The 19,699-nt window shown below is 53.0% G+C and carries 18 protein-coding genes; 8 read left to right on the top strand and 10 right to left on the bottom strand.

Features of this window, described 5'->3' with window-relative positions; genetic code table 11:
- Positions 1 to 5: 5 nt before the first annotated feature.
- The 4 genes from sufB to sigK form a co-directional block, all read right to left on the bottom strand.
- Positions 6 to 1,427, bottom strand: coding sequence for a Fe-S cluster assembly protein SufB (gene sufB, locus ACRQV7_RS05180; protein ID WP_444659710.1), 1,422 nt, complete (start codon positions 1,425 to 1,427; stop codon positions 6 to 8).
- A gap of 17 nt (positions 1,428 to 1,444) precedes the next feature.
- Positions 1,445 to 2,191, bottom strand: a complete 747-nt coding sequence (gene sufC, locus ACRQV7_RS05185) for a Fe-S cluster assembly ATPase SufC (RefSeq protein WP_444659711.1) — start codon at positions 2,189 to 2,191, stop codon at positions 1,445 to 1,447.
- A gap of 142 nt (positions 2,192 to 2,333) precedes the next feature.
- Positions 2,334 to 3,812: a ribosomal protection-like ABC-F family protein gene (gene abc-f / locus ACRQV7_RS05190; protein ID WP_444659712.1), complete on the bottom strand. Its 1,479-nt coding sequence runs from the start codon at positions 3,810 to 3,812 to the stop codon at positions 2,334 to 2,336.
- Between the two features lie 540 nt (positions 3,813 to 4,352).
- Positions 4,353 to 5,039 (bottom strand): RNA polymerase sporulation sigma factor SigK, encoded by a 687-nt coding sequence (gene sigK / locus ACRQV7_RS05195; protein ID WP_038323394.1) that lies wholly within the window; start codon positions 5,037 to 5,039, stop codon positions 4,353 to 4,355.
- A 335-nt stretch (positions 5,040 to 5,374) separates the two neighbouring features.
- Between sigK and ACRQV7_RS05200 the strand changes: the two genes are divergently transcribed.
- Both ACRQV7_RS05200 and ACRQV7_RS05205 read left to right on the top strand, forming a co-directional pair.
- The gene (locus ACRQV7_RS05200) at positions 5,375 to 5,860 is read left to right on the top strand and encodes a hypothetical protein (RefSeq protein WP_275717834.1); all 486 of its coding nucleotides are present in this window, start codon (positions 5,375 to 5,377) and stop codon (positions 5,858 to 5,860) included.
- A 334-nt stretch (positions 5,861 to 6,194) separates the two neighbouring features.
- Positions 6,195 to 7,988 (top strand): aminopeptidase P family protein, encoded by a 1,794-nt coding sequence (locus ACRQV7_RS05205; RefSeq protein ID WP_444659713.1) that lies wholly within the window; start codon positions 6,195 to 6,197, stop codon positions 7,986 to 7,988.
- A gap of 150 nt (positions 7,989 to 8,138) precedes the next feature.
- On the opposite strand, the gene ACRQV7_RS05210 is transcribed toward ACRQV7_RS05205, so the two are convergent.
- The 6 genes from ACRQV7_RS05210 to ACRQV7_RS05235 all read right to left on the bottom strand — a co-directional run bounded on the left by ACRQV7_RS05210 (position 8,139) and on the right by ACRQV7_RS05235 (position 13,894).
- Positions 8,139 to 8,903 (bottom strand): amino acid ABC transporter ATP-binding protein, encoded by a 765-nt coding sequence (locus ACRQV7_RS05210; RefSeq protein WP_444659714.1) that lies wholly within the window; start codon positions 8,901 to 8,903, stop codon positions 8,139 to 8,141.
- Positions 8,904 to 8,913: 10 nt separating this feature from the next.
- Positions 8,914 to 9,555 carry an amino acid ABC transporter permease gene (locus ACRQV7_RS05215; protein ID WP_444659715.1) on the bottom strand — a complete coding sequence of 214 codons (642 nt, stop codon included), beginning with the start codon at positions 9,553 to 9,555 and terminating at the stop codon, positions 8,914 to 8,916.
- 187 nt (positions 9,556 to 9,742) lie between these two features.
- A complete protein-coding gene (locus ACRQV7_RS05220) occupies positions 9,743 to 10,591 on the bottom strand; it encodes an amino acid ABC transporter substrate-binding protein (protein ID WP_275716871.1) in 849 nt (282 codons plus the stop codon).
- A gap of 426 nt (positions 10,592 to 11,017) precedes the next feature.
- The gene (locus tag ACRQV7_RS05225) at positions 11,018 to 11,812 is read right to left on the bottom strand and encodes an ABC transporter ATP-binding protein (RefSeq protein WP_275716869.1); all 795 of its coding nucleotides are present in this window, start codon (positions 11,810 to 11,812) and stop codon (positions 11,018 to 11,020) included.
- Complete coding sequence (locus tag ACRQV7_RS05230) at positions 11,809 to 12,783, bottom strand: ABC transporter permease (RefSeq protein WP_444659716.1); 975 nt, start codon at positions 12,781 to 12,783, stop codon at positions 11,809 to 11,811. Before ACRQV7_RS05230 ends, ACRQV7_RS05225 begins: the two co-directional genes overlap by 4 nt.
- 73 nt (positions 12,784 to 12,856) lie before the next feature.
- Positions 12,857 to 13,894, bottom strand: a complete 1,038-nt coding sequence (locus tag ACRQV7_RS05235; protein ID WP_444659717.1) for an ABC transporter substrate binding protein — start codon at positions 13,892 to 13,894, stop codon at positions 12,857 to 12,859.
- Positions 13,895 to 14,378: 484 nt separating this feature from the next.
- Between ACRQV7_RS05235 and ACRQV7_RS05240 the strand changes: the two genes are divergently transcribed.
- The 6 genes from ACRQV7_RS05240 (at position 14,379) to ACRQV7_RS05265 (ending at position 19,696) form a co-directional block, all read left to right on the top strand.
- Positions 14,379 to 15,266 (top strand): phosphate ABC transporter substrate-binding protein, encoded by an 888-nt coding sequence (locus tag ACRQV7_RS05240; protein WP_275716863.1) that lies wholly within the window; start codon positions 14,379 to 14,381, stop codon positions 15,264 to 15,266.
- Positions 15,263 to 16,621 carry a phosphate ABC transporter permease subunit PstC gene (gene pstC, locus ACRQV7_RS05245; RefSeq protein WP_275716861.1) on the top strand — a complete coding sequence of 453 codons (1,359 nt, stop codon included), beginning with the start codon at positions 15,263 to 15,265 and terminating at the stop codon, positions 16,619 to 16,621. The genes ACRQV7_RS05240 and pstC overlap by 4 nt, the downstream gene beginning before the upstream one ends.
- Entirely contained in the window at positions 16,611 to 17,483 is an 873-nt protein-coding gene (gene pstA / locus ACRQV7_RS05250) for a phosphate ABC transporter permease PstA (RefSeq protein WP_275716859.1), read from the top strand. Before pstC ends, pstA begins: the two co-directional genes overlap by 11 nt.
- 12 nt (positions 17,484 to 17,495) lie before the next feature.
- Positions 17,496 to 18,251, top strand: coding sequence for a phosphate ABC transporter ATP-binding protein PstB (pstB, locus tag ACRQV7_RS05255; RefSeq protein ID WP_275716857.1), 756 nt, complete (start codon positions 17,496 to 17,498; stop codon positions 18,249 to 18,251).
- A 72-nt stretch (positions 18,252 to 18,323) separates the two neighbouring features.
- Positions 18,324 to 18,989, top strand: a complete 666-nt coding sequence (phoU, locus tag ACRQV7_RS05260) for a phosphate signaling complex protein PhoU (RefSeq protein ID WP_275716855.1) — start codon at positions 18,324 to 18,326, stop codon at positions 18,987 to 18,989.
- A gap of 11 nt (positions 18,990 to 19,000) precedes the next feature.
- Positions 19,001 to 19,696, top strand: coding sequence for a winged helix-turn-helix domain-containing protein (locus ACRQV7_RS05265; protein ID WP_444659718.1), 696 nt, complete (start codon positions 19,001 to 19,003; stop codon positions 19,694 to 19,696).
- The last annotated feature ends 3 nt before the right edge of the window (positions 19,697 to 19,699 follow it).

The following is a 19,699-nucleotide window of genomic DNA, read 5'->3' on the forward strand; positions in this document are numbered from 1 at the left end:
CGGCGTCAGCCGATGGACCCCTCCATTTCCAGTCTGATCAGGTTGTTCATTTCCACCGCGTATTCCATCGGAAGCTCCTTTGCGATCGGTTCCGCAAAGCCGGTGACGATCATCGCCTTTGCGTCCTCTTCGGACAGCCCCCGGCTCATCAGGTAGAAGATCGCGTCGTCGCTGATGCGCCCGATCTTCGCCTCGTGCCCGATGTCGACATTGTCGTTCTGGATATCCGTCACCGGGATGGTGTCTGAGCGGGAGCGGTCATCCAGCATCAGGGATTCGCACGAAACGGAGGATTTGCAGTCGTGCGCGTCCGGCAGAATTTTGACGGAGCTGCGGTAGGTGCAGTTCCCGCCGTCCTTGGAAATCGATTTGGTGCTGATATTGGAGTAGGTGTAGGGCGCGGCGTGGACGACCTTCATGCCGGTGTCGAGCGACTGTCCCTTTCCGGCGAAGGTGATGCCCGTGAACTCCATACGGGCCTTTTCGCCCTTCAGGATGCTCATCGGGTACAGATACGATACATGGGAGCCGAACGAGCCGGAAACCCATTCCATGCTGGCGCCTTTTCCGACCAGCGCGCGCTTGGTGTTCAGATTGTACATGTTCTTCGACCAGTTTTCCACGGTCGAGTAGCGCAGATGCGCGTTTTCGCCCACGTACAGCTCCACACAGCCCGCGTGCAGATTGGCCACGTTGTATTTGGGAGCCGAGCAGCCTTCGATAAAATGGAGGCTTGCGCCCGCGCCCACGATGATCAGGGTATGCTCAAACTGCCCCGCGCCCGGCGCGTTCAGCCGGAAGTAGGACTGCAGCGGTATTTCCACATTGACTCCGGGCGGCACGTATACGAACGACCCGCCGGACCAGACCGCCCCGTGCAGCGCTACAAATTTGTGGTCCTCGGGCGGAACCAGCTTCATAAAGTGCTTTTTCACCATCGGCCCGTACACCGGGTCGTGAATCGCGCTTTCCATATCGGTGTAAATCACGCCCTGGCGGCTGACTTCCTCGCGCAGGTTGTGATAAACCACCTCGGAATCGTACTGCGCGCCGACGCCGGAAAGATAATCCCGTTCCGCCTTCGGAATGCCGAGCCGTTCAAAGGTGTTTTTGATATCGTCGGGGACCTCCGTCCATTTGGCGCTCATCCCGGTATCCGGGCGGATATAGGTGATGATCTGATCCATATCCAGTCCGTCCAGCGGCGGGCCCCAGGAGGGCATGGGGAGACGGTTGTAGACCTGAAGAGATTTCAGCCGGAAAAGCCGCATCCACTCCGGGTCGTTTTTTTTGATTGCAATTTCGTTGACGATCTTTGCGGTCAGTCCCTTTTCAACCTGAAAAGAGGCGTTGACCTTGTCTTTCACGTCGTAAATACTGCGGTCGATATCTTCCACATAGGTCTTTCTGACACCTGTATCTTTCAATTCGGTTTCCTCCTCCGTCAGCCCGCGGCGGACACGGAAAGCTGCTGAAAGCCGGTTTCGTTGATCTGGTCGATCAGCGAGCGGGGACCGGTTTTCACGATTTTTCCGTCCATGAGGACATGGACATAATCCACGTTCAGGTATTCGAGAATTTTGGTATTGTGCGTAATCACAAGCAGAGAATTATCCCTGTTCTTGAATTTTTCCACACCCTGTGAAACGATTTTAACCGCGTCCACGTCCAGCCCCGAATCCGTTTCGTCCAAAATGGCGAGCTTTGGGTTCAGCATCAGCATCTGCAGGATTTCGGACTTTTTCTTTTCGCCGCCGGAGAACCCCACGTTCAGGTAGCGCGAAGCGTATTCCCCGTCCATGCCGAGTTCCTCCATTTTTCCTTTTAGATCTTTCTGATAGGCAAACAGCTTCACGGGCTTGCCGGTAATTGCCGTGCGCGAAGTCCTCATAAAGTTTTCCAATGTGACCCCCGGAACCTCTTCCGGGTTTTGGAACGATAAAAACAGCCCCGCCTTTGCGCGCTCATTCGTGGGTTCCCGGGTGATGTCCTTGCCGTCGAACACGATCGAACCTTCGTCCACACGGTATTGGGGATGTCCCATAACCGTATTGACCAGCGTGGATTTCCCCCCGCCGTTGGGTCCCATCAGCACATGGATTTCCCCTTTGCCTACGGACAGGTTGATCCCTTTTAATATCGCTTTGTCATCTGCGCTGACGCGCAGATTTTTTATTTCCAACAGTGACACCGTATTACACCTCTTTTAAACTTAATGTATACTAAATTAGTGTACATTATCATTATAACATCATTTTCTTGTTTTACAAGCGAAATAATCCATTAAATTCGGGAGTTTCACACGGCTGACTTTGGTTATATTGTTTCAAAGCTTAAAACAGGATCCGGCGGGTTGCTATGGAGTCGACAAACGAACGGTCGTGTTCCACAAACAGCATGGTCGGCCGGTATTTCAGAAGGAGCTCCTCGATCTGCATACGGGACAGAACGTCGATGAAATTGAGCGGTTCATCCCAAAGATACAGGTGCGCCCGCTCGCACAGGCTTTTCGCGATGAGCACCTTCTTTTTCTGGCCTCCGCTGAAATCCGCCATGTCCTTTTCAAACTGCACCCTCGAAAAGTCCAGCTTGCGCAGGATCGCCTTGAACAGGCTTTCGTCAATATGGCTTTCTTCCGCGTAGTCTTTTAAATTCCCCCGCAAAAAGGAGGTATCCTGGGGAACATAGGAAATGATCAGATTTTTTCCCACCTGCAGGCTGCCGGTGAAATTGATTTCTTCCCCGGTCAGCAGTTTGAGGATACTGGATTTTCCACAGCCGTTTTTGCCGCACAGCGCGATCCGGTCGCCCCGGCTGACCGTAAGGGAAAGACCGTCGAAGACCCTTTTGTCCCCGTAAAGCACGGAGAGGTTTTCAAACTCTATCAGCCTGTTTTTGGGGTATTCCAGCGGCTTGACGGACAGGCTTTCGGCTGTTTCGGTATTTTTCAGGAGCTTTTCCTTTTCCTGCGCCGCCTTTTCCCTGCGTTCTTCAATCGCGCCCGCCCGCTTCATCATTTTGGCGGCCTTGTGGCCGATGTAGCCTTTATCCGGCTTCAAGCCGGAATTCAGGCTGCCGATTTTTGTTTTTTCCACTTTATCCGACCATCCGGCGGTTCTTTTCGCGGCGGCGGAAAGCTGGCCGATCTGTTTTTTCAGCTTTGCGTTTTCCTCGGCCTCAAACCGGTCCTGCATTTCCTTGTTATGCAGCCAGGAAGAAAAATTCCCTTTCTGGATTTCTATATTGGTTTTATTGATGGACAGGACGTGATCGATGCAGCGGTCCAGAAACGTACGGTCGTGGGAAATCAGAATAAATCCCTTTTTTGCGTTCAGATAATCGCCGACGATTTTGCGGGCTTCCATGTCCAGATGGTTGGTCGGCTCGTCAATCAGCAGAAAATGATGGTCGTTCAGAAACAGCGCGGCCAGCAGAACCTTGGTCTGCTCCCCGTTGCTCAGTGTCTCGAAGGGGCGGTACAGGACGTCCTGCGAAACGTCCAGCAGGGACAGCTCCCGGTTCAGCTGCCAGAGCTCCGCCTGAGGACAGATACAGTTGACCGCGTCCAGCGTGTCCTGTGTTTTGTCCGGAACGTCGAAGGGGAAATAATCGAACGGCACGGAAGACGAGATCGTTCCGGCATACTCGTATTTTCCCATCAGAAGATTCAGAAACGTGGTTTTCCCCCGTCCGTTCCGGCCTGTAAATCCAAGCTTCCAGTCGGTGTCGATCTGGAAGGAGACGTTTTCAAATATGGGATCATAGCTTCCGTCATAGCAGAAAGTCAGGTTGCTGATCTGAATCAGCGACATAAGCATACACCTCCGATAAAAAATAAAAGGTCCGCAGGAAAGTCAATTCCTGCAGACCGAAAATACAACGCCGGACACTCCACGCACAAAGGCATGGAGATGTTCTGAACTTTATTCCGAATTCCGGGGTACGAGATTTGCAACTTTCCTGCTTACGCACAGCAAAACAAACAGCCCAAACGCTGCTTCTTTTGGAGTACACTATTCAATTCATAGTCAGCAAGAAAAATTGCGCATCTTTTCAACTCCAATTCCTATTTTTATCACTTTTACTATATCATGCCCGTTTTGCCGTGTCAAGTCAACAGGCAAAACCGGAACGGGGGATGTTCAGACAAACGGATAATACTTCAGACGGTCGATAAAGTCGCGCAACCGCAAAATTGTAAAACAATTTTGCTTACTGCGTTTGCAAATTACGGTGCTTGCCAACCCTTTTGCCGCTTCGCGGCAATTCCCCTGATAGGGGAACCATGTCTTTCGCGATTTCTCGACGCCTGACAGTTTTTTGGTACCCTCAATACTTATGTATCAGCCAGACTATTTTGTAAAGCGCTTATACAGAGCGCCGAGCGACTTTTTTTCAATGCGGGATACATACGAGCGGGAGATGCCCAGCTTCTGCGCCACTTCCCGCTGTGTCAGCGGACTGCGGCCGGTCAGACCGTACCGAAGCTCAATAATGGTCTGCTCCCGGGGGGACAGGACCTCGCGGATATACCGTTTAAGCTGCTCCGATTTGATTTTACAGTCAAGGTTGTCAATAATGTTGTCCTCCGTAGCCATCACGTCCATCAGCGTCAGTGCGTTTCCATCCTTGTCGGTGTCGATCGGCTCGTTGATGGAAATATCCTGCGCGGTTTTTTTGGAAGAGCGGAAGAACATCAGCACCTCATTTTCAATACACCGGGCCGCGTAGCTGGAAAGGCGGATTCCCTTGCTGCTGTCAAACGTATTTACCGCTTTAATCAAACCGATGGTTCCAATGGAAATCAGGTCGTCCTGATCGTTTGAGTTGGCGTAGTATTTTTTGATGATATGGGCGACCAGGCGGAGGTTGTGTTCGATCAGTTCATTTTTGGCCTTCATGTCCCCGTTTTTCAGCCGCTCCAGACAGTCCCTCTCTTCCTGTGCCGTAAGCGGTCTGGGAAAGGACCCCGAGCCTGTGACGTGAAGAATAAAAAACAGCAGTCCGGAGAGCGCAAATCCAAGTACGGCACCAAGCATATAACCACTCCTTTATATTGTCGTTTGCCATTATATGCCGTCGGGCGCCTGTCCGTTGCAAGTCCGGCAGGTTTTACGATCCCTTTATTTCCGTAAACAGTGTTGAAAAGGGCCGAACGATCGTGTAAAATGGGGACGATATCGGTGAGTATCCTGACTATATAGGATAGGGCTTTATAAAAAAACGCTGAAAACTCTTTGATTATTTTATATGGTTATGTTAAAATAACCTTGGCTGATCCTCTGCATTGGATGCCGGCAGGCGGCTTCGTACTCCGGTTTACAGGAAGACGACTGGAGCGGAACAGAACATATTTGAAACACAGGTGATCAAGATGCAAAACGGGCAAAGGGGACAGGCTCCTGCCAACTCCCGAAGCATTATCTATCTGAATCCCATAAAAAATGAAACGCTGAGAGGGCATGTTTACAGTGAGCACTACAACAGGATCATGCCTTTTCGCAATGAATGCGAGCTTCTGCGCGGAATGGACGATCTGTTTGATAGCATTTCCTTTCCTCAGGCTTCTTTTCAAGAACGGGAATTTGAAGTAAAAAAGGCAAAGCCAAAAATAAAAAGGGTGGATGACGCTGTGGAAGAGACAATGAATAAAATCATAAATGAAACACCGACGACCTTTGTCGTAAACGTGCAGTACCGCAAGAATGCCACCTGGCAGGGTACGATTACCTGGGTTGAGCAGAATCAGACGCTTCATTTCCGCAGCGCCCTGGAAATGCTCAAGCTGATGGAGCAGGCTGCCATGAAGGGAGCCGCGCCGGTCGTCAACTGGGACGGAAAGAAATCCGAATCAAAATAAAAGGAAAAGAAACCCGGAACAGTCAATGAACTGTACCCGTGCTTTTTCATATTGAAAATGCCGCCCGAGTCAGCACCCGGACGGCATTTGTTGCCCGGGGAAAACTCCCGGCCCAGTGAAGTGGCCCAAGGGGGATCGGCTTGACAATCCCTATGATTGAGCCTATACTTTTTAATATTCGCACTACAGCAATTCTATTTCAGTTTACGAGACAAAACACGTTTCTCCCCCGCCGAAGGCGGGGGAGAAACGTAAACTTGTTGCAGAATCGACTGGAAATCTGTAATACAGATTCAGGGAAGATGCCATTTTAAGATAGAAGGGGAAATGAATCATGAACAGCGTAAATGAAAGGCTTGCCGCGCTGCGCAGCCAGATGAAGCAGAACGGCGTGCAGGCCTGTATTGTGCCTTCCGCCGACCCTCATATGAGCGAGTACCTGCCCGCTTACTGGGCGGCAAGAAGCTATTTTTCCGGCTTTACCGGTTCCGCGGGAACGCTGGTGGTTACGGAAACGCAAAGCGGGCTCTGGACGGACGGGCGGTATTTTATCCAGGCCGCGCATCAGCTGGAGGGCAGCGAAATCACCCTGTACCGCATGGCGGTCAAAGGGGTGCCGACCTATACCGAATTTTTAGCGGAGGAGCTGAACGAGGGTGAAACGGTCGGATTTGACGGCAAAATGCTTTCCGCTGCCGCCGTCGAGGAAATGCGTGAGAAATTCGCCGAAAAAAAGCTGAAAATCAAGGCGGTCGACCTCATTCAGGATATCTGGACGGACAGGCCGCAAATGCCCGCAAGCAAGGTGTTTGTTCACGACGTAAAGTACGCGGGCTATACCTGCGAAGAAAAGCTGGAACAGGTCCGCGCGGAGCTGAAAAAGCAGCATGCCGACGGGGAAATCTTTACCAAGCTGGACTGCGTCGCTTGGCTGATGAATATCCGCGCGGACGACATCGAATACAATCCGCTCGCGGTTTCCTACGCGATTGTTTATACCGATTCCGCTTACCTGTTTATCAATACCGGCCGCGTCCTGCCGGAAACACTTGCCTACCTGGAGGAAAACGGCGTTACGGTCAGGGAATACGAGGAAATCGACCGCGCGCTGGAAAAAATCAGCTCTGACAAGACGATTCTGGTCGACCCGGTCACCGTCAATTACGACCTGTATCAGCTGCTGAAGCAGAACCGGCATGTGACCGTCAAAGAGGGCGGCGATACCGTCATTGCCCTCAAGGGGGTCAAGAATGAAACGGAGATTAAAAATATCATAGAGGCGCATATCAAGGACGGCCGCGCGCTCGTGGAGTTCTGCGTCCAATTCGAGGATAGGATGAAGAACGGGGAGACTGTCACCGAATGCACAGTTTGCGATATGCTGCGGGAGTGCAGGGCAAAGCAGCCGAACAACAAGGGCGAAAGCTTCGGCACCATTGCGGCCTATGGCGCGAACGCCGCGATGATGCATTACAGCCCGAAGCCGGAAACCTGCAGCACCCTGAAAAATCGGGATTTCCTGCTGATCGATTCCGGCGGACAGTATCTGGAGGGGACCACCGATATCACCCGTACCTTCGCTTTGGGACCGCTCAGCCGGGAGGAAAAGGAGCATTACACCTATGTGCTGAAAGCCCATATCGCGCTGGCGACGGCCGTATTCCTGGAAGGCTGCACCGGCGGCAATATCGACATCCTCAGCCGCGAGCAGGTCTGGAAGCACGGAATCGACTACCGCTGCGGCACGGGCCACGGCGTGGGCATGTTCAGCGGGGTGCACGAGGGTCCGCAGAACATGAGGATCAGCAATAATGTTGCCTTTAAAAAGGGCATGACCATCACCAACGAACCGGGTATCTACGAAGAGGGAAAGCACGGAATCCGCACCGAAAATATCATGCTTGTCACTGATTTTGTCAATAACGAGTACGGACAGTTCTTAAAATTTGAACCCATTACTTATTTCCCGATCGATACCGCGGGAATCCTGACGGAGCTGATGACGGACGACGAGCTGGAGTGGCTGAACAATTACCATCATATGGTCTACGAGAAGCTTTCCCCGGGCCTTTCCGGAAAAGAGCTCCAGTGGCTGAAGGACCACACCCAGCCGGTCAAAAGGGCATAAAGCAAAGAAGCTGTTGAAAACAACGTCATAAAAAATAATGCACAAAAAATGCGTCTTGATTGGGCTTTCAAAGCCGTAGCAAGACGCATTTTCTCGTTTTGGGGCACGATTTTGATTTGTCACTGCTTATTTATTTTGCAGCGGTCTCTTTTAATTTTCATTGAAACGGGAAAGGAAGGCTTTGGTGCGGTCGTTCTGCGTATTGCCGAAAAGCTGTTCCGGATTTCCCTGCTCGACAATCGTTCCGTTGTCCATAAAGACCACGTAATCGGCCACGTCCCTGGCAAATTTCATTTCGTGGGTGACAACCACCATCGTCATATGCTCCGCCGCAAGCTCGCGGATGACCTTGAGAATTTCTCCCGTCAGCTCCGGATCGAGCGCGCTGGTCGGCTCGTCGAAAAACAGGATATCCGGATTCATTGCGAGCGCGCGGGCAATGGATACGCGCTGCTGCTGTCCGCCGGAAAGCTGGCAGGGGTAGGCATCCGCCTTGTCCGCCAGATCCATTTTCTTCAGAAGCTCCTTTGCGGAAGCTTCCGCCTCCGTCTTTGAACGGTGCAGTACGCGGATGGGCGCTTCCGTAATGTTCTGCATCACGGACAGGTGGGGGAAAAGATTGAAATTCTGGAAAACCAGCCCGATATGCAGCCCGATTTTGCTGCATGCGGCCTTGTCCGAATAGACGGCTTTGCCGTTTTCGCCGTTTTTCACCAGTGTATCCCCACAGATGGTGATCTCGCCGGAATCCACCGTTTCCAACTGGGTAACGCAGCGCAGCAGGGTGCTTTTTCCCGAGCCGGACGGCCCGATGACCGCAAGTACCTGTCCTTTGGTTACTTCTATTGAAATGCCGTTCAGCACTTTTGTGCCGTCGAAGCTTTTGCAGATGTCTTTGGCGGTTAAGATATGCATTTCCATCCTCCTAACGATAATAGTCCAGCCGGTTTTCGGCCATCGTAAAGAACCGGGTGACCACGCCGTTCATCACAAGATAGAACGCGCCGGCAATCACCAGCGGCGTCATGTTGACCGCCGAGGAAACCCAGTTGGAGGTTACCTTGAGCAGCTCGACGATGCCGATCACCTGCGCCAGGGAGGTGTCCTTTACGAGCGTGATGAACTCGTTGCCCATCGGCGGGATAATGTGCTTGACGACCTGTGGCAGAATGATGCGAAAGAAGGTCTGGCCGCGCGTAAAACCGAGCACCCTTGCCGCCTCGTGCTGGCCGCGGGGAATCCCCTCGATCCCCCCGCGGAAGATTTCCGCGAAATACGCCGCGTAGTTCAGGACAAAGGCGACCTCCGCCGCCAGAACGCGGTCCAGCTGAATCCCGAACAGGGGCTTCAGGGCATAAAAGAAGAACAGAAGCTGCAGCATCAGCGGTGTTCCGCGCATCAGCAGTATGTAAAGCCTGACCGGAAGATTGACGACCCTGACCTTCGTCATGCGTCCCTTGGCCACCAGCAGGCCGAGCGGCAGCGAAAAAATAAGCGTGACGAAAAAGATACGCAGTGACATAAGGGTTGCTTCCAGCATCTGTGTCAAAAGCGCCTGATAATTCATGAACCCGACCTCCATAAAATGATTGGGTAAAAAAGCCAAAGGCACAGAACCGGACAGAGTCCGGCTCTATGCCGCGCAGGGGAAAAATCTGCACCTGTCCTTCTGAGTGAAGAGAGTGTCCCAGACGACAGCTATAACATGGATTCTTCGGTTACAGTTATCCCTCAGAATGCAACGTGAAATCGCTCTATTTTTCTACGGTGGTAACATCCTCGCCGAACCATTTCTGGGAGATCGACGCCATGGTGCCGTCCGCCGCCATTTCCTTCAGGACGCCGTTGATCTTTTCCGTCAGCGCGCTGTCCGCCTTGCGGAAGCCCACGACATAGTCCTCGGTGGCGAGAGAAGCGTCCTTGCCGTCCTTGTCCTGAAGCACCTTATAGGCGTTCGGGTTGTTGGTCAGATAATAACGTGCAACCACTTCGTCAATGCTGATCGCGTCGATGGTGCCGTTCTGCAATTCCATGACCGCTTTGGAGTAATCGTCGATCTGTACAACGGATTTTAAGGTTTTCTTGAAATCCTCATTTTCATTCAGGGCGACTTCCGCGGAAGAATCCGACTGCACGCCGATGGTCTTTCCGGCCAGGGACTCAAGCCCCTGATAGGAGGAATCCGTCTTGACAAGGATGATCTGCTCGTTTTTCATATAGGGAATGCTCAGGCTGAATTCTTTTTCGCGCTCGTCGGTTTTGCTGAAACCGTTCCACAGGCAGTCGATGTTGCCGTTGTTCAGTTCGGCGGTTTTGCTGTCCCAGTCGATCGGCTGTGTTTTCAGCTCAATGTTGAGGCGCTTGCAGGCTTCCTTGGCAAGGTCGATATCAAAGCCGACCAGTTCGCCCGTTTTGGTGTCCACATACCCCATCGGGGGGAAGGCGTCGTCAAGGCCGAGCACCAGCTTGCCCGCTTTCTCAACCTTGGTCCAGGATTCGTCCGCGGCCGACGCGGTACCGGTACTGCCGGCAGCTGTGCCGCCGCAGGCGGCGCAGGAAAGGGCGATGCCCGCCGCTAATAATAAAGATAATATTTTTTTCATTTTAAATACCCCACTTCTCTTCTCATTGGACTCTCCAATATCAATATTTTACCTTATTAGCACGTTAAAGTAAAGGGGTATTTTAAAATTTGGGGATATTGTACGAAGGATAACCGGAAATTCCGCTTCCTTTCACCGCGATATGGACAAAACATACCGGTCGGAAAAGAAAAAAGGCACAGAGAGGGCGCGGCGGATTCTCCGCCGCGCCCAGGAACATCGAAAAACTGTCAGGTTTCGGAAAATCGTGCAAAAAACAAGCACAGACCGAATGAGCCTCCCTCTGTGAGGGAGGTGGCGCGCTCGGCGCGCCGGAGGGAGTACCCCGTCAGGTTTCTATGAAACTCCCTCAGTCAGGCGTTGCCTGCCAGCTCCCTCAAAGAGGGAGCCAAAAAAGCCTAAAACGCGGCGGGCTCTTAACTGGGGTTATGACAGAAGCATTCTGTCGTTGTCCATGGTGTCTCCGCTCACGGTCTCAAACTTTTCAAGCAGGTCTTTTACCTGCAGGTTTTTCTTTTCCTGGCCCTTGATATCGAAAATAATTCTGCCTTCATGCATCATAATCAGGCGGTTGCCCAGCCGGATGGCATCCTTCATATTGTGTGTGACCATCAGCGTGGTCAGGCTGTCCCGGCTGACCATTTCGTCGGTCAGCTCCAGCACCTTGCGCGCGGTTTTGGGGTCCAGCGCCGCGGTGTGCTCATCCAAAAGCAGAAGCTTCGGCTTTTGAAGCGTAGCCATCAGCAGGGTCAGCGCCTGACGCTGGCCGCCAGACAGCAGCCCCACCTTGCTGGAAAGCCTGGTTTCCAGCCCGAGCTCCAGCGTTTCCAGTTTTTCTTTATAGACGGCCCGTTCGCCTTTTTTGATTCCCCAGCCCAAACCGCGTTTTTTGCCTCTGCGATACGCCATGGCCAGATTTTCCTCAATGCCCATGTCCGCGGCGGTGCCCATCATCGGGTCCTGAAACACGCGGCCCAGAAGCTTTGCCCGGCGGTATTCGGGCTGCTTGGTCAGATCGATGTCGTCCAGTAAAATCTGCCCGCCGTCACAGGGGAAAACGCCCGCGATCAGGTTCAGCAGCGTGGATTTTCCGGCGCCGTTTCCGCCGATGACCGTAATGAAATCGCCGGTCTCAATGGTCAGATTCAAATCGATCAGCGCTTTTTTCTCGTTGATGGTGTTGGCATTGAAGGTTTTGCTTACATTTGTCAGTTGAATCATCTTGTTTCCCCTCCGTTTGCGGCAGATGCTTTTTTGCCTTTTCTGAAGCGGCTGAAGAAACTCTGCCATTTTTCCACCAGATTATTAAAGAAGGCGGGGAACTTCCGTTTCACAACCGGAATGGCCAGAGCCACCGCAACCATGATCGCTGTGAGAAGCTTCAGGTCCGTGGATTTCAGGCCGAACCACAGCACAAGGGCGATAATCACGCGATAGATCACGGAGCCGACGACTGCCGAAATCAGTTTGTAGGCGAATGAGAAGCGGTTGCCCATCAGGACCTCGCCAATGATGACGGACGCAAGGCCGATCATGATGGTGCCGGTGCCCATGCCGACGTCCGCGTACCCCTGGCTCTGCGCCACCATCGCGCCGGACAGCGCGACAAGGCCGTTGCTCAGTACCAGCCCCAGGATTTTTGTCTTATCGGTATTGACGCCCAGCGCGCGGACCATGTATTCGTTGTTGCCGGTTGCGCGGACCGAGCATCCGATTTCGGTACCGAAGAACCAGTACAGGAACAGGATTACCGCGGCGGTGAAAATCAGGCCGATCATGAGCGAGATCATGTTCACGCTGAGCACCGGATACAGCCCGGAAACCGTGGTGATGATGGTGGAGATGCCGAGAAGGGGAATGTTCGCCTGCCCCATGATGCGGATATTGATGGAGTAGAGGGCGATCATGGTCAGAATCCCCGCCAGAATCCCCGGAATCTCCAGTTTGGTGTGTAAAAAGCCGGTGATAAAGCCGCAGGCCATACCGGAGGCCAAAGCGAATAAAAGCGAGAGGAAAGGATTCATTCCGTGAGAAATTAAAATCGCCGTGACCGCGCCGCCGGTGGCAAAGCTGCCATCGACCGTCAGATCGGCAAAATCCAGTACCTTGAAGGTGATGTAAACGCCCAGCGTCATAATGCTCCATAAAACACCCTGCGCCGCCGCGCCCTGCATTGCCTGTAATAGACCCATTGTAAATTCTCCTTAACGCAACATGAGCGATAGGGGATTTCCCCCTATCGCCGTGCTGTTCTGTTTTTGGTGTTTATTTGCTGGCAGTGCTTGCGGCACCCGCCTTATCCAGCAGTTCCTGCGGGATGGTCACGCCGATTTTTTCGGCGACCTCTTTGTTGATGGTCAGGTCGCAGTTGGTGGAATACTCAATCGGCATATCCGCCGGTTTTGCGTCGTCCTTCAGAATCTTTACCGCCTGTTTCGCGGTAAGCAGCCCGAGGTCGTAGTAATTGATGCCGTATGTAGCAAGTCCGCCGTTGTCCACCATGCCGGATTCGCCCACGATGATCGGCAGCTTCGCGGGCTGCGCAACCATGGAAACCGTCGCCATGCCGGCGGCGATCATATTGTCCGTCGGAGCGTAGATCGCGTCGACCTTACTGACCAGCGACTGGACCACCTGCTGAATCTCGTTGGAATTGGAAACCGTCGCGTCCACTGATTCCAGCCCGAGTTCGGCCGCGCTCTTCTTCGCGATGTCCACCTGGAATTTGGAATTGGTTTCACTGGAGCAGTAGAGCATCGCAACCTTCTTCGCGTTCGGCAGCAGCTGTTTCAACAGCTTCATCTGCTCGGCCACCGGGGTCAGGTCGGAGGTACCCGTCACGTTTCCGCCCGGCTTCTCATTGGAAGCGACGAGCTTCGCGTCCGCGGGGTCGGTCACCGCTGTTACCAGAATCGGAATGTCCTTCGTCGTGTTCGCAACTGCCTGAGCGGCCGGGGTCGCGATCGCAAGGATCAGGTCGGATTTGTCGTTGACCAGCTTGCTCGCTATGGTCTGGCAGTTCGGCTGCTCGCCCTGCGCATTCTGGTAGTCCAGCGTAATGTTCTTCCCGTCGACATAGCCTTCTTTTGCAAGCCCGTCGACAAAGCCCTTATACGCCGCGTCCAGCGCGGGATGCTCCACAAGCTGCACAATGCCGATTTTCAGTTTCTTTTCAGCCGCTCCGGAAGCCGCCTGCGAACCGGCCGCCGGGCCTGCGGCAGAAGAAGCGGAAGTACTGGAAGTACAGGCCGCCGCGGAAAGCGCAATCACCCCGGCCAACAGCAATGCGAGTGTCTTTTTCATGAAATACCCATCCTCTCGCCTATTTCTGATTTTATTGCTTTAAAGTTATAAATACTTTATCGCTTTAAATTGATTTATTAATTTTACAATATTTTTTCCGGTTCGTCAATCTTTAATTTCACAAAATATGTTCGGCGGGTTATGGTAAATTGATCAAAATCATTCCTGACGGCTAAAAAAACGCTTCTGACTTAGACGTGCATGCAGGCTCAGTCTGCCTGTATGCCGGGCATTTTTGACGCGGTCAGACGCGATTTCAGTCGAATACACAGGACCTTTGATTTTACAAACAAGGACTAATAATATAAGTAAAGAAAAGGAGAAGAAAATATATTTTGTAAAATGAATTTCAAAGCCGATTCCAGGCGGCATATTTATTTAAATTCAATCTAAACTAAGCTTAACAGGGATTTAACATTGGATTCGTAAAATGGCAATGTGTTAAAGAACCGAAAAACATAATTTTGTAGGAGGACTGTCCAAAATGAAGAAAATCATATCTGCTGTTTTAACAGCTGCGATTCTGGGGTCTGTATTTGTGGGGTGTAGTTCGGAAGTTGAAGGAACTTCTTCCGCTGCTTCCGCCGCAGATACATCCAATACAGCGGTATCCGAGAGCGGGTCGTCTGCCACAGAGCAGTTGAGCGGCAAGCTGACACTCAACGGTTCCACTTCCATGGCTAAGGTCTGCCAGGCTCTGGGCGAAGCTTTCCAGGCAAAATACCCCGGCGTAACGGTTGAAAAAAGCGGAACTGGTTCCGGCGACGCGGCAAAGGCGGTCAGCGCGGGTACGGCCCTGATCGGCGACCTTTCCAGAAAAATGAAGGACGAAGAGAAACCGGAAGATTATGAAATCGTACAGATCGCCATCGACGGTATCGCGATCGCGGTAAATAAGGACAACAAGGTCAGCGGCCTTACATCCGATCAGATTGCCAAAATCTACACGGGCGAAATTACGAACTGGAAAGATGTCGGCGGCGACGATGCCAAGATCACGGTGCTCGGCCGTGAAGCGGCAAGCGGTACGCGCGACGGCTTTGAAAGCATCTTCAAGGTAGAGAAAAAGTGCAAATACGCCGCGGAGCTTTCCTCCACCGGTGAAGTAGTTACCAAAGTAGGCAGCGATAAGGGTGCAATCGGCTACGTTTCCCTCGACTCGGTAAACGATACCGTCAAAGCGGTCGATGTCGACAGCATCAAAGCGAATGAAGAAAATATTGTAAACGGAAGCTACAAAGCGCAGAGACCCTTCATTGAAATCTATAAAAAAGGCACCGACAGCGATCTTGTAAAAGCATGGTTTGAATTCATCAAATCGGACGAAGGACAGGATGTTATCAAGAAAGCTGGACTGGTACTGGCAAAATGAGCATAGCAATGGACAGCGCGGAGAACGCGCTGAAAAACAAAAAAAAGAATAGTGTGAAAAAAGGCCTGGCAATTTTGTTAGGCCTTATTTCCGTCCTTGCGTTTTTTCTTCCGTACATTCAGTTTGTTTTTAAAAATACAACATATATTGTCAGCGCTTTCCAGCTGGCGACGGTGAGAGGGATGCGCGTACAGGGGGCGGAACTCAGCGGCCTTGTCACGATTCCGCTTCTTACCAGAATTTCGGTGATTGCCGGGGTGCTTCTTCCGGCCGCTGGAATCCTTCTGCTCCTGTTCAAAAAACCGGTGATGGCCGGGACGGCGTTCGTGCTGTCCGCGGTTACTCCCCTGATTGTCCTGATTACCACCTCCAGCATCCAGACGGCGGTCACGCAGCTGAATATCAGCAAAATTTCGATTGCCTACCTCTGGCCGTCCATTTATGTGCTGGTCGGCGGAATCGTGTGCGCGGTTCTGTCCCTCTGGACGCAGGGGACGGAAAAGCTTGCGGAATCCATTTTTCTGGTCTTTTCCTGTGTGTCCGTCGGCTCGGTCGTCCTCATTACCGTGTACATTTTCGCCGCGGGCTCTCCCGCCGTTCTGCAGATCGGCCTGGGGCAGTTCCTGTTCGGCAGGGAGTGGAACGCGGAGGCGAACATCTTCGGCATCCTGCCGCTGATCCTTTCCTCCATTGCGGGGACGGTGGGAGCCATTCTGCTGGGGGTTCCCGTCGGGATTCTGACGGCTGTTTTCCTTGCGGAAACGGCGAAACCGCAGCTTGCCCGTCTGGTCCACCCGGCGATAGAACTGCTCGCCGGAATTCCGTCCGTCATCTACGGCTTTTTCGGGATGCTGGTCATTGTTCCGGCCATCCGCGATTTTCCGCCGTTCCGGAACAACACCATCGGCGACAGCCTGCTGGCGTCGATCCTGATCCTTGCCATCATGGTGCTTCCCACTATCGTCAGCGTAACGGAGACCTCGTTAAAAGCGGTGCCTGAGGCTTACCGGGAGGCGTCCCTCGCGCTGGGTGCAACACCCACCGCCACGATTTTCAAGGTCAGCATCCCGGCTGCCCGGTCCGGAATCCTTGCGGGCGTCATTCTGGGCGTCGGCCGCGCGATCGGTGAGACGATGGCGGTCATTATGGTGGCGGGAAACGTCGCTAATATGCCGTCTCTTCTGGGAACGGTGCGTTTCCTGACGACCGGTATCGCCATGGAGATGAGCTATGCCTCCGGTCTGCACCGTCAGGCGCTTTTTGCCATCGGGCTGGTGCTGTTTGTGTTTATCATGATCGTCAATATCACCTTTACTTATATTTCAAGGAAGGGAGTGCAGATGGATGCCGAGTAGCTCTCTTTACGGGAAACGGAAGCGCCCCTTCGATACCTTCCTGAAGGTGCTGATCAATACCGCGGCGGCGGTCACGGTGATCGTGCTTCTGGGGATTATTTTCTACATCCTGGTCAACGGCGTCTCCTACATTTCGTGGAAATTTATTTCCACAGCCTATTCGGAAACGAATGACGACTTAAAGGGCATTCTGCCCATGATTATCAACACCATGTATATTGTGGTCATCACTCTGCTGATTTCCGCCCCCATCGGCATTTCCTCGGCAATCTATCTGACGCAGTACGCAAAGCAGGGCAGGCTGGTCAAAGCGATCCGCTTTACCACGGAGATTCTCTCGGGGATTCCGTCCATTATCTTCGGCTTGTTCGGCTATACGGTCTTCTGTATCCTGTTCCGCCTGCAGACATCGCTTCTGGCCGGATGCCTTACCATGACCCTGTGCATTCTGCCGACGATCATCCGCACGACGGAGGAGTCGCTCCTGTCCGTCCCGGGCAGCTATAAGGAGGGCGCTCTGGCCCTCGGCGCCGGAAAGCTGCGCGTCGTGATGGGGATTGTGCTGCCCTGCGCCATGCCCGGCGTGCTGACCGCCGTGATTCTCGCCATGGGAAGAATCGTGGGCGAAAGCGCGGCCCTTCTGTTCACCTCGGGATTGTCCTATAATATGCCGAAGGGATTTGTTCAGCAGATCTTTGCGAGCGGGCGCACGCTGACCCTGCACCTTTACCAGACCGCGCGGGAGGCCAACTCGCCCGACGCCATGCACATCGCATTTGCCACGGCGTCCGTGCTGCTGATTCTGGTCTTTTTACTCAACCGGCTTGCGGCGCTGCTCTCCAGGACTCTCAGGAAAGGATAAGAGAATAGGAATATGGAAACAAAGATATCAATTCAGGATTTAAATTTGTTTTACGGAGATTTCCATGCGCTGAAAAGCGTCAATATGGAAGTCCCCCACAATAAAGTAACGGCTTTTATCGGTCCCTCCGGCTGCGGAAAATCCACCTGCCTGAAAACGATCAACCGGATGAACGACCTGATCGAAAACTGTAAAATTACGGGAAAGGTAACGATCGACGGCGAGGACATCTACGATCCCCGCACCGACGTCACCCTGCTGCGCAAGCGCGCCGGCATGGTGTTCCAGAAGCCGAACCCGTTCCCTATGACGCTGTACGATAACATCGCCTACGGCCCGCGTGTTCACGGGATTAAAAATAAACAGAAGCTCGATGAAATTGTAGAGCAGTCGCTCAAAAGCGCGGCGCTCTGGGAGGAAGTCAAGGACCGGCTCAGAAAATCCGCGCTCGGCCTTTCGGGCGGGCAGCAGCAGCGTCTGTGCATTGCGCGTGCGCTGGCTGTGGAGCCGGACATTATTCTGATGGATGAGCCGACCAGCGCCCTTGACCCGATTTCCACACTGAAAATCGAGGATTTGATGGACGACCTGCGCGCCAGGTATACCGTGATTATTGTGACGCACAATATGCAGCAGGCCGCGCGTATCGCGGACAGGACTGCATTTTTTCTTTTGGGGGAAATTGTGGAATACACCGATACGCTTTCCATGTTCAACAATCCGAAGGATGAGCGCACGGAACGCTATATTACGGGACGTTTCGGCTGATTTTGCGGTCGGAAGAGTCAGTTGCCTATAGCTATTTCAGAAAGGAAATTGTATAATAAAGGAGGAAATATCATGCCGAGAAAAATCTTTGACCGGGAGCTTGCCAGTCTGATCACACAGATGACAGACATGGGCAACACGGTCAATCAGCGCATAGAGGACACGATTGCCGCCCTGCGCACCATGGACCTGGAAAAGGCCGCGGAGGTCGCGAACGGCGACAATGAAATTGACCGGCTCGAGCACAATATCGAGAAAATGTGCATGAACCTGATTGCAATGCAGCAGCCGATCGCCACGGACCTGCGGGTGATCGCGGCCTGCCTGAAAATCCTGACGGATATTGAACGCGAGGCTGACCAGTGCGCGGACATCTGCGACATTCTCACCATCGGGGAGCTGAACACCAACAGTCTGGCCATCACGCACGTGGTGCAGATGCTGGAGGCGGCGCACGACATGTTCCGCCGCGCAATGGACGTTTTCCTCAGCCACGACGTGGAAGCGGCTCAGGCGGTCTGTGAAAGCGACGATATCGTCGACGGCATGTTCTCGAAAATCATACTGGAAGTCTGCGGCATCATCACCCAGAATCCGCAGAACGTAATGCGCGAGGTCGACCTTCTCTTCATTTCAAAATATATTGAGCGCATGGGCGACCACGCCACCAATATTGCCGAATGGGTTATTTATATGGAGACCGGGATGCATCCCGACCTGAATACCAAAGAAAGCTAAAGGAGGACCACATGGCTCTGATTTATATTGCGGACGACGAGCTGAATATCCGTAAGCTGGTTTCTTTCGGGCTGAAGGACAGCGGGTTTGAAACCGCGGAGTTTCCGGACGGGACCCAGCTGATGAACGCTGTCCGGCAGCGGGTGCCGGACGCAATCATCCTGGACTGGATGATGCCGCAGCCGGACGGCCTTGCCGTCTGCCGCATGCTGCGGGAAAACGAGAGCACGCGCACCGTGCCGGTGCTGATGCTTACGGCGAGGGGTGAAGAAATCGACCGTGTGCTGGGGCTGGAAATCGGCGCGGATGATTATATTGTGAAACCGTTCAGCATCAAGGAGCTCTGTGCCCGCGTGCGCGCCGTTCTGCGCAGGGCGGCGCGGCAGGATAACGCGGCGGATCAGGTGCTGACAAGCGGCGACCTGACCGTGGATATCACCCGGCACAGCGTGACCAAAGGAGATGCCGCGATCGAGCTGACCGTGAAGGAATTCGACCTGCTTGTCATGCTGATGAAAAACAGCGGCAAGGTGCTTACCCGCGACACCCTTCTGGATAAGGTGTGGGGAATTGAGTACTACGGCGATACCAGAACGGTGGATGTTCACGTGCGCTACCTGCGCCAGAAAATAGAGAATAATCCCGACGATCCGGCCTATATTCAGACGGTGCGCGGGGTGGGATATAAATTCAGCGGACAGAATTAATCG

Origin of the sequence: Caproiciproducens lactatisolvens, from assembly GCF_052443335.1 — a bacterium.
In the GTDB taxonomy this organism is placed as follows: Bacteria; Bacillota; Clostridia; order Oscillospirales; family Acutalibacteraceae; genus Caproiciproducens.